Annotated in this window: 13 protein-coding genes; 1 reads left to right on the top strand and 12 read right to left on the bottom strand. The window is 60.5% G+C overall.

Translation table 11 applies throughout. The features are described from left to right. Positions 1-32 precede the first annotated feature (32 nt). From C380_RS03215 to C380_RS03180, 8 genes are all read right to left on the bottom strand, one after another. Positions 33-1,133: a glycosyltransferase family 4 protein gene (locus tag C380_RS03215; RefSeq protein WP_015012454.1), complete on the bottom strand. Its 1,101-nt coding sequence runs from the start codon at positions 1,131-1,133 to the stop codon at positions 33-35. A 223-nt stretch (positions 1,134-1,356) separates the two neighbouring features. After that, positions 1,357-2,727, bottom strand: coding sequence for a TolC family outer membrane protein (locus tag C380_RS03210; RefSeq protein ID WP_015012453.1), 1,371 nt, complete (start codon positions 2,725-2,727; stop codon positions 1,357-1,359). Between the two features lie 3 nt (positions 2,728-2,730). After that, positions 2,731-4,107: an HlyD family type I secretion periplasmic adaptor subunit gene (locus C380_RS03205; protein WP_015012452.1), complete on the bottom strand. Its 1,377-nt coding sequence runs from the start codon at positions 4,105-4,107 to the stop codon at positions 2,731-2,733. 52 nt (positions 4,108-4,159) lie between these two features. Then, positions 4,160-5,911, bottom strand: coding sequence for a type I secretion system permease/ATPase (locus C380_RS03200; protein ID WP_015012451.1), 1,752 nt, complete (start codon positions 5,909-5,911; stop codon positions 4,160-4,162). Between the two features lie 25 nt (positions 5,912-5,936). Beyond that, positions 5,937-7,688, bottom strand: coding sequence for a type I secretion system permease/ATPase (locus C380_RS03195; protein ID WP_015012450.1), 1,752 nt, complete (start codon positions 7,686-7,688; stop codon positions 5,937-5,939). Then, entirely contained in the window at positions 7,685-8,308 is a 624-nt protein-coding gene (locus tag C380_RS03190) for a hypothetical protein (protein ID WP_015012449.1), read from the bottom strand. The genes C380_RS03195 and C380_RS03190 overlap by 4 nt, the downstream gene beginning before the upstream one ends. Before the next feature lie 382 nt (positions 8,309-8,690). Continuing rightward, positions 8,691-9,257: a hypothetical protein gene (locus tag C380_RS03185; protein WP_015012448.1), complete on the bottom strand. Its 567-nt coding sequence runs from the start codon at positions 9,255-9,257 to the stop codon at positions 8,691-8,693. Between the two features lie 57 nt (positions 9,258-9,314). Beyond that, the gene (locus C380_RS03180) at positions 9,315-9,554 is read right to left on the bottom strand and encodes a DUF6447 family protein (protein WP_015012447.1); all 240 of its coding nucleotides are present in this window, start codon (positions 9,552-9,554) and stop codon (positions 9,315-9,317) included. 215 nt (positions 9,555-9,769) lie between these two features. On the opposite strand from C380_RS03180, the gene C380_RS03175 reads away from it, so the two are divergent. Then, positions 9,770-10,801, top strand: a complete 1,032-nt coding sequence (locus tag C380_RS03175) for a glycosyltransferase family 4 protein (RefSeq protein ID WP_015012446.1) — start codon at positions 9,770-9,772, stop codon at positions 10,799-10,801. A gap of 115 nt (positions 10,802-10,916) precedes the next feature. Here C380_RS03175 and C380_RS03170 read toward each other — a convergent pair whose 3' ends face one another. The 4 genes from C380_RS03170 to C380_RS03150 form a co-directional block, all read right to left on the bottom strand. After that, complete coding sequence (locus C380_RS03170) at positions 10,917-12,242, bottom strand: glycosyltransferase family 4 protein (RefSeq protein WP_015012445.1); 1,326 nt, start codon at positions 12,240-12,242, stop codon at positions 10,917-10,919. A gap of 146 nt (positions 12,243-12,388) precedes the next feature. After that, positions 12,389-13,501 (bottom strand): ATP-grasp domain-containing protein, encoded by a 1,113-nt coding sequence (locus C380_RS24845; protein WP_015012444.1) that lies wholly within the window; start codon positions 13,499-13,501, stop codon positions 12,389-12,391. A 209-nt stretch (positions 13,502-13,710) separates the two neighbouring features. Beyond that, positions 13,711-14,520 carry a hypothetical protein gene (locus tag C380_RS03155; protein WP_015012443.1) on the bottom strand — a complete coding sequence of 270 codons (810 nt, stop codon included), beginning with the start codon at positions 14,518-14,520 and terminating at the stop codon, positions 13,711-13,713. Between the two features lie 144 nt (positions 14,521-14,664). Continuing rightward, positions 14,665-15,504, bottom strand: a complete 840-nt coding sequence (locus C380_RS03150; RefSeq protein WP_015012442.1) for a SapC family protein — start codon at positions 15,502-15,504, stop codon at positions 14,665-14,667. Between the last annotated feature and the right edge of the window lie 122 nt (positions 15,505-15,626).

The following is a 15,626-nucleotide window of genomic DNA, read 5'->3' as shown; positions in this document are numbered from 1 at the left end:
GCATTCGCCGGGCACGCGAACACAAGAAGACTTCAGTGCCGCAACCAGTTCGGCACTTTGAACCGCACGATGGCCAGATAGGCCATCACATAGCTGACTACAAACAACCCGCAAAACGCCATGAGCAAGGGGGTGTTGTTCCAGAACAGCACCGCCGGCACCACGGTCAAGAGCGTGAAACCCCACAGATAAGGTGACGTGCGGTTGTTGCGCATGAGCACCCGACGAGACTCATCATCGTGAAATACCCCGCGCACGATGCGGCGGTAGATGAGCTGGTGGAAGTGCAGAGCATCCGCCACCCCCGGAGAAACACCCCGCACCGCCTTGCGGTAAATGGAAAAGATCGTTTCCCACACCGGGTAGATCAGGAGCAGCATCGGGAACCAGGGGGATACGTCCGCATTGCGCTGCACCAGCGAGATGCTGGCCATGGCGATCACCACGCCCCATACATACGCGCCCCCATCTCCGGCAAACAACATGCCGCGCGGGTAGTTCCAGACCAGAAAGCCGCCGGTGGCCGCAGCGGTGGATACGAGCAGTGCCGCCAGCGCACGATCGCCCACCTGCAGCGCCACGTGCGCCAAAGCGAGGCACACGATCAAGGCAACCATTCCCGCCAACCCGTTGTACCCGTCGATGATGTTGAAGGCATGGGGCAGGCCTGCGACGGCAAACAAAGCAATGAGGCTCCCGACCCAAGGAGCTGCTACTAAAAACGCATCTGCAAACGGGAATTCGAGGCGTTTAACCGTCATGCCTAACAAAAACACAGCAAGAGCACCCGATGCCGCGGTGAGCCCCAATCGATACCGAACAGGTAGTCGCTGGGTCATATCCTCCGCAATTCCGCCCCCCGCCGATGGCAGCATCACCAATAGCCAGAGCCCCACCCACGCATCAAGCCTCAGCGAGGCCAAGTCTCCGAAACCGGTCTGAACCACACCCAAGCCCCACCCACCAATCATGCCCAACAACACTGCCACTCCACCAAGTCGAGGTACGTCCCCCAGGTGAAACCGTTGTGGCATGGCTTCACCATAAGCTCGTGCGTGCAACCTCATATAGCGCACGACAAACCCAGCTGCCAGCACAGACACAACAAACGATACGAAAGCCATCCAAATCATAACGAGCCCATGGTATGCATACATTGTCACCGGTCGTGTAACCAACGACATGCGCGGGAGCTCGGCGCAAACGTCTCCTCACAATTATTCTGCCCGCTAACATAGAGGTCTTACACATCTGCGCCCGCAGGACAGTACTCGAGCTGATGCGAAAAACCGGCAATCTAGTGCAAAGCTCTGACCACCCAACATCTGCTCCGGAGAGACCTCTCTCCAGCTGTACTCATGGCATGAGCCAACCATTGACCTTGGTAACAATCGATTGACGGTCTTCCCCAGCAAGGGACTCCAAACGCAGGCTGGAAAGCATATAGACGTAGCGCGCTTGCGCCAAATCACGTAGTGCCAGGATCCTTTGCTGCTCTGCGTTTAGAACATCCAGGGACGTTCGCATGCCAGCCTTAAAAGACTTTTGGTTAGAGAGTAGCGCCTGATCAGCAGAACGCACTGCTTGCTCTAAAGCCGCCACACGCAAAACACCCTCCGTCACCCCTCGGAATTCGCGATGGACGCGTACACCCAGATCTCGGCGCGCAGCTTCAAGTAATTCGCGTGCTCGATCATGCGCAGCGACGGCCTGACGCACTGTAGAACTGACATAGCCCCCAGAGTACAAGGGCACCGATAGCTGGAGCCCAATCGTTTTGTTGTCATAGCGCGAATTAACGCTTGTCACGCTGTCACTATTGGTGCGTGACCATTGCGCTACCAAATCCAAAGTCGGTTTATGACCCGTCTGCGCCTTCTCGATCTCCAGACGCGCCGCTTCAACTTGCGCTCTTAAAGAAGCCAGCTCTGGACTGGCCCGCTCGGCGCGTTCTACCCAGGCATCCAGGCTGGCCGGCACAGGAGCGGAGGGAGAAAATCTAGCAACATCAAGTACCGCCAATGCGTCCACTTCGCTCCCCGTAATGACCGCGAGTCGTCGGTGGGTGAACTCAACATTTTGCTGAGCCTCCAGCTCCTGCGCCAGCGTCAAATCTAATCTGGCCTGGGCTTCATCTACATCGGTGCGCGTACCTGATCCTGCCGCAAACCCCTTTCGCGCAGCATCCACCTGAGTGGTATACGTCTTCTTCTGCGCACTCACCAAGCTCAACTGGTCTCTAGCGAGCAAAGCGTCAAAATATGCCTCAGCCACCCGAGTAACGAGCGCCTGCTCATCTCTCTCCAGAGCCGCCTCGGCATCTTCCAACTGTGCCTGCGCCTGGCGTACCGACGCGTTTATGAGGGGACGATAAATTGGCTGACGTACCGACAGCGCCTGACTGCCACTGTAATATTGGCTTCTGGTTGTGACTGGCTGACCCAAAAAGTTTCGCGTCTCGCTGGTCAAATCGTTGTGGGTGCGCCCTGCGCTCAAGGATACGTTCGGCAGTAGTTGCGCACGTGCCTGCGGCAACCTCTCTCGGCCCGCATCAGCAGCAGACCGAGCTGCGCGAATAGTTGCATCGTTTTCGCTCGCGGCACGATACGCCTGATCAAAATCCAGGGCCCACACGGGCAGCGCCGCAGCCGCACTGAGCAGTACACCGAAAGCTCCCAGTACACGGCGGGAGCCATGGGTTGCCGAAAAGCTCTGTCCTCTTTTCATCGCTCACTCCTCCTTCATGGATGCAGCCAGACGCTTTGTCAGCGGATGCAAGAGATACGTGAGCATCGACCGCTCTCCTGTCTTGATCACAAGTTCAGCCGGCATACCAGGCTGCATCTGACGCGAGCCTAAGGTCTTGACACCTTCCGGCGTAACCCCCACCCGAGCGAGGTAATAAGACACCTGAGGATTCTGGGGGTCAGATAACAAGTCACCTGAAACTGACACCACTTTGCCAGCCACCACCAACTGTGGCGAGTGAGCGAAGGCCGAGAAGCGAATGTCAACAGGCAGGCCTGCATGTACTTTGTCGATCAGGTTTGGCGCCACGTGCGCCTCCAGCAGAAGCGCCTGATCCACGGGAACAATATCCATTAACTTCTGCCCGGGCTGCACCACACCGCCAACGGTCTGTGCGGCCAGCCCCACCACCTGACCAGCTACAGGGGCTTTGATCTCAAGCCGCTCCATGTCCGCCTTGACCGCCACAAATTTCTCAGCATCGGACAGCACCTCGCGGGTCACGTCCGCCAGTTGCGACTCCACCTCCTTGCGATACTCCTGCTGGCGAACGATCGTCCGCTGACGAAGTTCAGCAATTGACCGACGTACACGAGTTACATTCCCAAGAAGATCGGCAATGGAAGAATTGGACTCCGCCACCATGCGCTCCAACTCGAGTTGCCGATTGCGAGGCGCATAACCCTCTTTGACCATTTCACGTGTATTGCCCAACTCCTCACTGAGGAGCGCCAACTGACTGCGACGGCTGGCAAGCATGCTCTCGTACGCCTGCAACTGCGCTTGCTGCCCCTCAATACTCTCATTGATACCCTGGATATCCGCTCGCAAAGCCTCTTGCCGGGCGCGGAACAGCTGCTCCTGCGTGACCATCTGCTGACGAATCAGCGGGTCGGACTGCGCGGCCTTGAGATCCGGGTGGAACGTTACCGTGCTGCTGCGCGACTGCTCGGCCAGCAAACGGCCCTGCATCGCGCGCAGTCCCAGATAGCGCTGGCGCACCCCTTCATAGTTGGCACGTGCAGTGGCCTCATCGAGTCGAATGAGAACCTCATCCTCTTTGACCACTTGGCCTTCGCGCACTAGAACCTCTTTGACAATGCCACCTGTCAGGTGTTGTACAGCCTTGCGTTTTGTATCTATAGCCACCATGCCTTGGCTCGGCACCCCTTCATCCAGCGGCGCGAGCGCAGCCCAGAGAAGAAAACCGCCCAAGCCCAAGCCCAGCGCCCACAGGCCTATGCGTGCCGGACTCTTGGTATCGGAAGCGGAGGGAGACTCCTGAGCTGCGGCGGGTGCCGCCAACGCGCCGCCCACCTCGGGGCTAGGGCGTTTGGGGGAAACGTCTTGAATGGCCATGACAATCTCGGCTAAAAAATGGTGTGATCGAGGGGAAAAGAAGAAGTAGCACCTATGCGGCAGCAGGAAGCGAATGCGCTGGGGCATCGGTATCCGGCGTCGCAGTGGGGGGTGGCTGACGGCCAGCCTGCAACGCAGTCATCACCGCATCGCGCGGCCCCTCTGCATGCACCCGGCCATCGCGCAGAACCAGCAGCCGGTCGGCAACGGCCACCACACCGGGGCGATGACTGATGAGAAACACGGTCTTGCCCTTGGCCTTGAGCTCGCGCACTGTTTTGAGCAGTGCTGCTTCACCAGCATCGTCCAGATTGGCGTTGGGTTCGTCCAGCACCACCAGCGCAGGGTCCCCGTAAATGGCACGCGCAAGCCCAATGCGCTGGCGCTGCCCCCCCGAAAGCAGGCTTCCCGCCTCCCCAATCGAGGTGTCATAGCCCTTGGGAAAACGCAGAATCATTTCATGCAAACCTGCGGACTCGGCTGCAGCGATTACCTTGGGCGAATCCATTTCAGTGAAGCGGCCAATGTTCTCGGCAATCGAGCCCTCAAAAAGTTCAATGTCCTGGGGCAGATACCCCAAATGCGGGCCAAGCTCGGTACGATTCCAGCCCTGGATCGGGCGCTCATCGAGCAACACCTCGCCCGACACCTCGGGCCAGATGCCCATGATCACGCGTGCGAGCGTGGACTTGCCCGAACCCGACGGCCCCAGTACCACCGTTACCGTGCCCGCAGGAACCTCCAAATCAATACCTTTGAGTATTGGCTCATCGCGTCCTGAGGCGGTGGCCACCACACCGTGCAAGGCAATGGCTCCGGTGGGCGGCACTCGGGTTAGCGCCGGGTCGCGCTCAGGGTGCGCCTCCAGCAGAGCTTCAAGGCGTGCAAACGCGTCGCGCGCCCCAATGAACCCACGCCAGGAACTGACCAACTGATCAATCGGAGCCAACGCACGCGTCATCAGCACATTGCCCGCAATCATGGCGCCCGGCGTCATCTGACCATCGATCACCAGCAACGCACCAATCCCGAGAGAAAGCGACTGCTGCGAATAGCGAATGAACTTACTCCAGGCCGTTACACGCCCGGAAATGCCCTGCGCAGCGTGGGCATCCCGCAGCGCCTTGTCATTGCGCACCGCCCAATGACCACGCAGATTACCAAGCATGCCCATGGACTCCAGCACCTCGGCATTACGCAGCTTGCCCTGCAAATAGGCGTTTACTTCGGCCTGTGCTTTGCTAGCAGCCCCCTGCGGCGCGATGGTGTGGCGGTGTCCGAACCATGCCAGCGCCATCTGCACCAAGGTAAAAAGAATGGCCGCTACACCTAGCCAAGGGTGCAGCAAGAACAAAACTCCGATGTATATGGGCGTCCATGGCGCATCGAAAAAAGCAAATACCCCATTACCCGTCATGAATTGGCGCAACTCGGTCAGGTCAGCAAAGGCCCGCGACGGGTTGTGGCCGGACTGCGACAGATAGGCTTCAAAGCTGGCATTGAATACCTTGGTACCAAGCATCTCGTCCAGGCGCACACCCGTGCGCACCAAGAGCCGCGAGCGCGACCACTCGGAAAACGACATCATGCCGAGCAAAAACAAGGTCACCAGCGACACCGCCAGCAACGTCAGCTCGCTGCCGCTGACCAGCACGCGGTCGTACACCTGCAGCATGTAGAGAGTGGGGGTCAGCATCAGCAAGTTAGCCACCATGCTGAAAATCCCCACCATGAAAAACTCGCGGCGAAAAGCCCACAAAGTACGGGTCAGATCACTGCGGTCGAAAAACTTGGAATTGGTCATAGTGTTCTGTGTAAAAACCCCGCCGTCACGCTGCGGCTGGCGCCAGCAGGCCCACCGGCTGCGACGCCGGCCGCGCCTGTGCTGACTCCTGCGACGCTTTGGTCAATGCCGCCAGCACCTCGTCACGCGGACCAAAGGCCTGCTGCGTGCCATCGCGCATCACCAGCATCAGATCGGCCACTGCCAACACACTGGTGCGGTGAGTCATGACCACGAACGTAGTGCCACGCGCCTTGAGTGCCGTGATGGCGGCAGCCAGTGCCGCATCGCCTTCCTCGTCCAGGCTGGAATTGGGTTCATCAAGCACCACAAACACAGGGTTGCCATACAGCGCGCGTGCCAGAGCCGCACGCTGTCGCTGCCCACCAGACAGCATCGCGCCGTCGCGCCCCACAGCGCTGTCGTAACCCTGTGGCAATGACATGATGTGCTCATGCAGGCCCACCAGCTTTGCCGCCTCCTCGACCCGGGTGCGGTCCACCGGACCAAAGCGGGCAATGTTCTCAGCCAGCGTCCCCTCGAACAACTCCACCCCTTGAGGCAGGTACCCTACGTGGGGGCCCAGTTCAGCCTTGTTCCAAATGAATACATCCACCCCATCAAGACGCACCTTGCCCACGGCTGCTGGCCACAGCCCCGTGAGCAGCCTTGCCAACGTGGTCTTACCCGAGGCAGACGGCCCCACCACCGCGAGCACCTGACCAGGCAGAATAGAGAACTGTATGCCGCGCACAATGGCGGCTGGCGAACCCGGGGCACCCGCCGTCACCCCCTCAACCGCCAGCGCACCCTTGGGTGGCGGTAACTCCATGGCGGGAGGGCGCTTGGGCAACTGGCGCAGCAGCTGATCCAGCCGGGCCCAAGCCATGCGCACACTCACCACCGCACGCCACTGGGAGACAATCTGCACCAGCGGTGCCAGCATGCGCCCGCCCAGCACCGAGGCGATGATCATCATGCCCGAACCACCGTTGAGCTGGTTGCGCAGCAATAGCCAAGCACCAAGCCCCAGAAGGAGCGAACCCATCACCTGCTGTACGAACTTGGAAATGGCCTGAAATACACCCGCTACATCCGAAGCTTGCGCTTGCAGCTTCAAAAACTCGCTCTGCCTGTTCATCCACAGGCGGTGGATATTGCGCAGCATCCCCATCGACTCGATCACTTCGGCATTGCGCAATGAACCATCGGCATATTGCTGCGCCGCAATCGCCGTGCGGTTGGCCAGGGCCAACGGCGGCTGGCTGCCGCGTTCGTTCAGCCAAGCAACCGCCGTCTGCACAACAGCCCCTGCCACCGCAGCCCAACCCAGTACCGGGCTGATGGCAAAAATCAACACCATAAACACCAGTGCAACTGGCGCCTCCATCATCGCCACCAGCACCGGCGCATGCAGAAAATCGCGTACCGTTCTGAAATCGCTCATGGACTGCGGCGTGCCACCGGGGACACGCTTGAGGCTAGCCTCAAACACCACGTCGAAAATGCGGCCGGACAACTGTCGGTCCAGTGCGTGGCCGGCACTCCGCAAAATTTCGTTACGCGCCCAATCGACCACCTCCATCACAGCGTACACGCCCAGCACTAGCACAGTCAGCATGGCCAATGTCAGGTGATTGCGGCTGCTCACCACACGGTCGTACACCTCCAGCATGTAACCAGTGGGCGCCAGCAAGAGCAGGCTCCCCACCAGGCTAAACCATGTCGCACGCACCAAATAAGGCCGGAGAGTGATCAGCGCCTCGCGCAACTCCGAAGGGGTTTTCTGTTGACTCATTCAGTTTCCTCCACCATCACATACTCTGGAATTTCGCCCTGCTCGGGCTGGGCCGCCTCTAACTCGGCGCCTGCCGGCTTCGTTTGGTTACTGTCAACTTCGGCCAACCAGAATGCCAACTGATACACGCCGTCAACCCGCCGAGACAGCACAATCTCGCGCAATTTGCGGGAATGGAAGGCCGCCTCGTCTTCAGGGTGCAAGGCCAACTGAAAGCGCATGCGTCCATCCAGCGTGAACATGGACAATTGACCGGATTTCAGACTGAGCGTGTGCCGGTCGAAATACACGGGACAGCTGTCGGCGAACCGCAACAACGGCAATGGCCGATTACCCAAACGCGTCAGGTTGAACGGACTATCGGGATGCTGGTAAACCTTGCGACAGGTACGCGACACGGAGTAGATGGCGTTGCACACCATTTGAGACCCGAGGGCAGGAAACTGCTCTCGCAGCTGGCGGTAGGCAAGATGGTGCAATGCCACCCGGTTCCACACCCGCGTTTGCCGCACCAGCGGCGCCAACGCATTGCATACCTGCGCAAAAACCCTCTGCAACGCCTGCAACCGGGCGTACTGCTCCGGAGACGCATGAAGAGGAACACACAGCACTAAATTCATATAGGAAGCGCATTCTATCGCGCTAAATAATTCCTATATGAATATATTTATGCCGTCGTCAACACGCAACACGAGGCCGCATTACACGCACAACTCCACAACACCTCAGCAGATACCTTTGAGGCAGACCACGCGTTGAGCGGAAGGATTTACTGGCGCCACGCAGGCACATCCTCGCAAGCAGCCTCGGCGCAAAAGCGCCCAACTCCTCAGCACGAAATCACCTCCGGCCATTCCAGCAGGGAGGTGCAAAATGTGCCTGCAAAAAGCACTTGAGCAAATTCAATCTGCCGCCTGTGCAAGACGAAGCGAGCACAACACCAACCCGTCCTTCCGGCGGAGCGCTGGGCGAGAGTCGCGTATGCCACTGTTGCCGATGCACTCAATGCAGCAGAGTCGTTCCCGCCGGGACGCTGGCCACTGCACTCTCGGTCACCCAATCTGGCCATACCTGCAAGGGCCAGCCAGCCTTGCGATAGTTGTCGTAGAGAATACAAAGCCACTGACGCAAAGGTTCTGGCGCCAGCACCAGCACGCCGATCGGGGTGCGTTCAACGCCGGAGCCGGTGCGCATACCCTTGAAAGTGAGCTGCACCGCCTGCGGAAGTTGAGCGACATTCACTTCGTGGACCAACCATGCCTCGTGGTCGGGTGCAGCAAGTACTGCGGGCTGGGGCGCCAGCTTCGCCCGGGCTGCCTGTTGTGCAAACCCTTGCATCACCTGTGCTCTCAGGGCATCGGGCGCCAACATGTCCGCCCTGGGCCCATCTGACCTCGGTACGCCTGCGCCCTGTCCCTGCAACTGCTGCACCAACGCAGCCACCAGCCGTTGGAGCAAACGCTGCGTGAACCAAGCAACAACCAACTCCCCGCCGTGCAAAGTTCCCGCCATGCGAATGCGATCCTCTGCCTCCACGTACTCGGTGGTAATGCGCTCAAACTGCTTCATGGCGGGGATGGAGGGCAACCCTCCTGCAGCGCAGAGCCCACACCAAATTGCACAGCCTCAAGCCGCAGACACTGCGGGTGCGTCGGACGACACCACATTGGACGCAGCCGGCATCGCAGCGGACAAGGCACCCACATAGGCGCTGCGTGCTGTCTGGGCAATGCCCAACTGCAACTGCAACCGGGCGATTTCGGCGTCCACTGCCTGGATATTCGTAATCTGAACGCGCGCAGCCTCGCTCAGGGCAGCCACGGAGTACTCGTTGCCGTTGAAGGTGAGGGATTCTGGCAAAGCCATCGTGATTCCTGTCTGAAAAGAAAAATAAAAACATGCCCTGACCGGGCGGCTTGAGAATTATCGCCCGCCCGCGCAATGGAACAGCCATCGCCGGCGAGACATTCCACCAAAACACGAGGAAGCCTCCACAAGGAGGTTACACCCCGGCTCGCTCGCTTTTGCACGCTCCGACCCGAAAATGGGTGTAGCCGGAGACAAAGAGCACAATCAATCGTATGCACTCCATTTGCTATCACGGCTTCCTCGGTGGTCCCCGAAGCATGGGCCGGGTGGGCCAGTATTTTTTGTCGCACCTGCTGCAAACCCAGCGCTACAGCGTCAGCTTTTCCCCCTTCCGCACCGACTTCATGGAGCCACGATGGTCTGCAAAAACTCGTGCGCTTCTGAACCCCAACCCCACCGTAGAAACCGTAGACCAGATGGTGACTTACGGGTCGGTGCTCGAAGCGCGCAAACCCCGGTGCGCCCGCCAGATGACACCGTGGTTGTTTTACGAAGCCGCCACACTGCCTGGCACCATCGTTAGCACCATCAACGCCAACGACCGCGTATATGCCTGCAGCAAATTTGTGCGAGATGTTTTCCTGGCCAGTGGGATCAAGATACCGGTTGACGTTCTCGGCCATGGTTTTGACCCGCAGCACTATCGCTACAGGGCAAGAACTTTGGATACGCCATTCATCTTCCTCTGTGTTGCGGAACACACTCCGCGCAAAAACCTCCCCATGCTCATCGAATGCTTTGAGCGCGCTTTTGACAACCGGGCCGATGTTCAACTGGTCATCAAGGTCGGCCTGCATGGGCCAGGCGACCTTCGCAGAGCAATCAAACACCCCACCAAGGTGCGCGTAGTGCACCAGCTTCTGGAGGACGATGTCGCCATGGCCCAGCTTTACCAGGCAGCCCACTGCTTTGTGCTGCCCACCCGCGGGGAAGGCTTTGGCTTGCCGTTTCTGGAGGCCATGGCGACCGGGCTTCCCGTGATTGCCACTGACTTTGGCGGGCATCTGGACTTCTGCACGCCCGAGACAGCCTACCTTATTCATAACCGGCGGCTGGTCGATGCAGACACGCGGTGTTTCCCGCACATTGCAAGCCAATGGGCGGATCCCGACGAAGAACACCTGGTGGTTTTGATGCGCCAAGTGGTCGCAGATTACGACACCGCCTCAGCCAAGGCACGCCTGGCGAGTGAGCGGGCCCATGCCTCCTGGACATGGGGCGCGCAATTGAGTCAGGTTTTTTAGCATCGCATGGCGTCAAGCACACGCGAAGCGCTGACAGTTCCAAGTGCAATCAAGCAATGGGACGCCCCGAACTCAGGCGTGAGGCTTGCCTGGGTCGCGCGATGCTCGCGCAGCCCTAGCACCTACCGGGCGTAACTGGGGCAAGACTGCCCCTCCCTTCGTCCACGGCAGATTCACCGCTGGGCATCGTCGATGGCCAAGCTGGACCTAGCAACGCGTCCAGAACCCGCAGCAACCGGACCGTATTGGCCTGCAGGCTGTGGCGCTGCTTGCCAACCCGGAAGGCCTTTTGCACAAGGTCTTCGTAGCGCTGCGTGTCATTCCACAATGCCACGACACAGTGACCTAGTGGTGTCACTTCGTCTTCCGCCGGCAATGCGTTGTATGGGGTCTGGTGGTACTTCTCAGGCAAGTTGAGCAAAATGCCCGCGTCCCCCACCATCTCCGGCATGCCACCCCGGTTGGTGCAGATGGCCGGAATACCGTTAAGCATGGCCTCGGCCAGCACCCGGCCGGCGCTCTCCCACCACAGGCTGGGCGCCAGCACCACCCTGGCGCGGGCATAGATGGGCCGCATATCGCTGGTGTTGGCGGTAACCACGACATTGCGGAGGGTATCGCGGGGCTGCCCCAGTGCATGGGTCATGGTGCGCACGGCGTCGGACCACTGGCCCCGGCTTTCCACCACCTCCAGCACAATGTCGGGGCGGTGCTGCTCCAGCCACAAGGCCAGGCGTGCCACCCACAGCGCCCCCTTTTCAGGCTTGGGGTTAATGAACAGCAGCCGCTCGGGCTCGCGCTGCGCAGCCACCACCCGGTTGGGATCAATGAAAGCGCCCACCGGGACGACGTCGACGCCCAGTCGTTGTTTGTAGAGACTGGCTGTGGCCTGCGAGTCAGTGAGGATCAGGTCCACATCCTGGCACCAGCGTTTTTTGGTGTAGTTGCCATTGGCCAGATAAAACACCACCGGGACACCACGCCGAGCGGCCTCGCTGGCGATCAGAAAATCAAAGGGCTGCCCCCCATAGTAAAAAACCACATCAGGCCGCTCCAGCTCTAGCGCCTGCTCGTACAGACCAAACCAGGCGCCCTCCTCCCGATTGGTCATTGCACCTCGATCGGTACTGGATGTAACCAGCAAACGGTGCACAAGCGTGCCATCCTCCACATTCACCAGGCTGCCTTCATGCTGCCTAAGCGCTGCCCATTGGCCCTGCAGACCTGCGGTGCCTCGCGCATGGTCAAACACGGCGGCCCCCAGAATGTCTACCGCCCAGCCCGCACTTTGCAGCTGGAGCAGCATTTGCCGTACGGCCATAGCGGCGCCGCTGGATGTATCCAGCAGGCAGTACACATTAGCCCACAGCAGCCGCTTTTTTCGCGGCACAGCAGAAGATGCCGCCTTGTGTGGTGGAGGCGTATTTTTGTCGTGGTTCATCTGACTGGCGGGCGTTCAAAGTTTGGCCCGTGCTCCATTCGACTTGCGGCGAAGACGCTGAGCACGTCGCGGTAAAAGCAATATAGCTTGAGGCAGATGGGTGGACATCTGACGAGATTGAGCAAGGGTTTTTGGCATCGCCGCAGTCACAGCACACGCGATGCGATGATCGCGCTGAGCAATGGCGGATCGTCCCAGGGCACATCGTGGTGCGCCGCGTGCAACCAGGGGCTATCAGGGTCGCGGGTCCATTCGTTGGGAAACAGCGCCACAAATGGCGGCCTGTCGCTCTGCTCAGCGTTTGCACCTGCGTGTTCGCCGCCAAAAGCCCGTGCCAATGCCTCGCAAAGGTCATGACCGGCCAGATGGCCCAGCGAACTCAAAGGAACGGGCCGCGGGTTGAGCTCCAGCACGAACAGGTTGCCCGTGCCCTCCTCCACCATAAGATCTACGCTGCACAGGCCGGTAAACCCCAGCTGGCGTACGAAAGTCGCCAGCATGGCGGCTGGGCGTGCATCATCTGCAAACTCAAACACACTGCATGGACCCGTAGCGCCTGGGTGGGTATGACGCTTGAGGGCAAAAACACTGTCCAGCAAACTGCCACCCTTGGCAGCGCCCGCACACATGGCAACAGTGCCATGAACGTACTGCTGCGCATCGATGTGACCGCCCGGATGAGCGCGGTGAAGGTCCTGATACGCCCACAGCAGCTCCAGCGGGTCGCGACAAATGCGAACCTGCTGGCCCGCAAAACCGTGCTCGCCCTTGAGAACCAGCGGGTACCCCAAGTTGGCTGCCGCCGTGATGGCGTCGTGCGCTGTACGCACGGGCAGTTGGCGCGGCACCGGAAGGCCCCACTCCAGGCAAAGCGCATGAATTGCGGTCTTACTGAGCGTGGCATGGTGATGATGCCCGGTGCCTACTGCCGCACGCACCAATGCAAGTACCGCCGCTGCCTGCGCCGACAACACCTGCCCGAGCGCGGACGCTACAACCAGCTGGAAAAAACGTACGGCACCCTCGCACCCGGGAATGAGCACGTCCGGCTTTTCTGCCTGTACCACCCCAAGCAGATCAGCCCACAACGTATCGCCGGACGCAGCCACGGTGACCGTGCCCGCAAAACGGCTGTGAGCCAGCAGATTGCCGGGCGAGCACAGCGATGCAACCTGCCAGCCCGCGCGGTGCAAGGCACGGGGCAGCCGGGCGGCCCCTAACCAACCGGGGCTGAGCAAAACGATCAAGGCCTTTGGCATGGAGTGCGCTTTGGTGGAAACTTTAGAAGGCGATGCTGTGGAGCGGCAGCGCAGACGGGAAACCGGTGCGCCCCAGCCAAGCTGACCACACCCCGGCCGCCATTGTCCATTTTCTGTTGCCAATTGTGCCGGGATGGCAGACCGGTTTGTACTAACACAGCCACCGGGCGGGGCGTAGATGAGAACCAGTCTGAATTGCGCAACTATCGTCATGCCCCGGCAGAGGGCTGCCCAGGCTCTGGTGCAATCGTACGCGTTGCCCGATCACGCCGCCAGTTTTGCTGGCGGCGCAGCTCCGCCAAGTTGCGCTGGAATGCCCGGTCAAGATCTTCATGGATGCGATTGACATTGCTTTGCCGCATGCTGGTCAGAATGCGCTGCTGCTGCAGCTGCCGGATGGCTTGCTCTGCTGCTTCGCGTTGCGGCTCCACCCACTCCCACGCGGCATAGATACGGCAAAAACTCAAGCAGGCCAAGGTCACAAAAAGGCCCTCTTCACCATCCGCATTCGACACGTCCTCGGTCAGCCAGTCCGACGCCGCAATGGCGGGGCTGTAGTCTTGCGCCTCGGACTCAAGGTGTTGGTATAGCAGTGGCGCCTTGGATCGGACGCTGGTCATTGTGCCGGCCGGATACCCCCCTTCAGGGACCAGAGACAGCTCTCCCGCCCATCGCAGGGCGGCAAATATGCTGTCGCGCTCGACGGGGGAGTGGTGGCGTGTATCGTTTACCCAGCGCAACGCACCAACGGCTGGAAGCAAATGCGCCACAGGTTCCAGTTCAAGCTGCAGGAACGGGCGTTGGATAACGCCAAGAAAATGGCTGTGCTCGATGCGGTCGAGGCGCAGCTTTTTCCAGGTGATGACGGCCAACTGGTGCACCAAGGCGCTCTGGGCAACGTCTGCCGGGGCAAAGTCGCGCAAAAACTGCTGCTCCAGCTCTTCAAAATGCGCCGGGTCTTCGCCCGGCAAAACCACCTGTGCAGCGTAAGCACCGGTGCGCAGCGCATTGCCAGCCACGGCTTGGCGGCCTGCGGCTGTGCGGGGACCGCCGGAGCGGGAAGATCGGGGAGTCGCCATGGTGCCTTATTTGAGAGATGGCTGAAAGGCTGCGCAGCGCACCCTGCTTTTGCAACCCCTTCATCGTCGAGGCGGTTGGCCGTGCTACCACTTGAACTGGATAGTATCTGGCGCGCCCGGCTCAAACAACTGGCGCACCACATCCAGGTCTGGCGTCTGTGCTGCCGGTGCTGGTGGGGTTGCAGCCAGCGCACGGGCTTGCAGCCAATCCCCCAGCAGCGCAATGTGTTGCATGGACAGCAACTGGCTGTACGCCAGTGCCACTGCGCCCTCCTGCATCAGGGCGTGCAGCGCGTCGGCCGGCAACTGCCGCAGCACCGCCTCGTCCACACGCCACAGCCCGGCCACCGGTTGCGGCTCGCCCGACGGCGACTGGAACACCACCTTCCAGGGTACTAACAAGCCTCGTGCATGCAGCGCGGCACAGGCGCGCTCCATCGTCTTGCCCCCCTGGGCCAGCCGGGTCAGAAAATCCAGCACATCCCGCACCAGCGGTGCAGCTGCACCGTCTGGGGCAAAAAACGGCTCGGCGCCTGCAGCGGCCTGGTCCACCGGGCGCACACGCGCGGCGGCCTCATCCACGCACAACAGCAGCCGCCCATCCGGCGCGGGCTGCAATGCAAACGGTGCGGCCCTGAAGACGGCCGGGATATAGGGCCCCGTCCAGCGCCCATCGGGTGCCACGCACAGGTTGGTGCCAGACGGCACCCCCAGCACCGCCACCAGCAGCCAGCGCCCCCCCTGCTCCACAAACGCCAACGGCATGCGGCTGGCCGCTGCGGGTGCCTCAAAACTCGCCAGCGGAGCCAACACTTGCGCTGCGGCCGCTTGGTAGTGCGCCGGGCGCTCCCAGCACAGCCCGGCATGGCGGCCGCGCGTTACAAACTGAAGAGAGGTGGGCGCGGCGTCTGGAGTCGTTGTCATGGGTTGGGCTTGTGGTCAATCTGCAAGGGCTAGTGTAGGCAGCCGGGCACGCGCCCCCGCCACACGGCCAGAGTTTACCCCTGCAATTTCACTGCAATATCGATAGCAAAATAACAAGCACA

Origin of the sequence: Acidovorax sp. KKS102, assembly GCF_000302535.1 — a bacterium.
In the GTDB taxonomy this organism is placed as follows: domain Bacteria; phylum Pseudomonadota; class Gammaproteobacteria; order Burkholderiales; family Burkholderiaceae_C; genus Acidovorax.
This window is presented reverse-complemented; position numbering and strand designations above follow the sequence as displayed.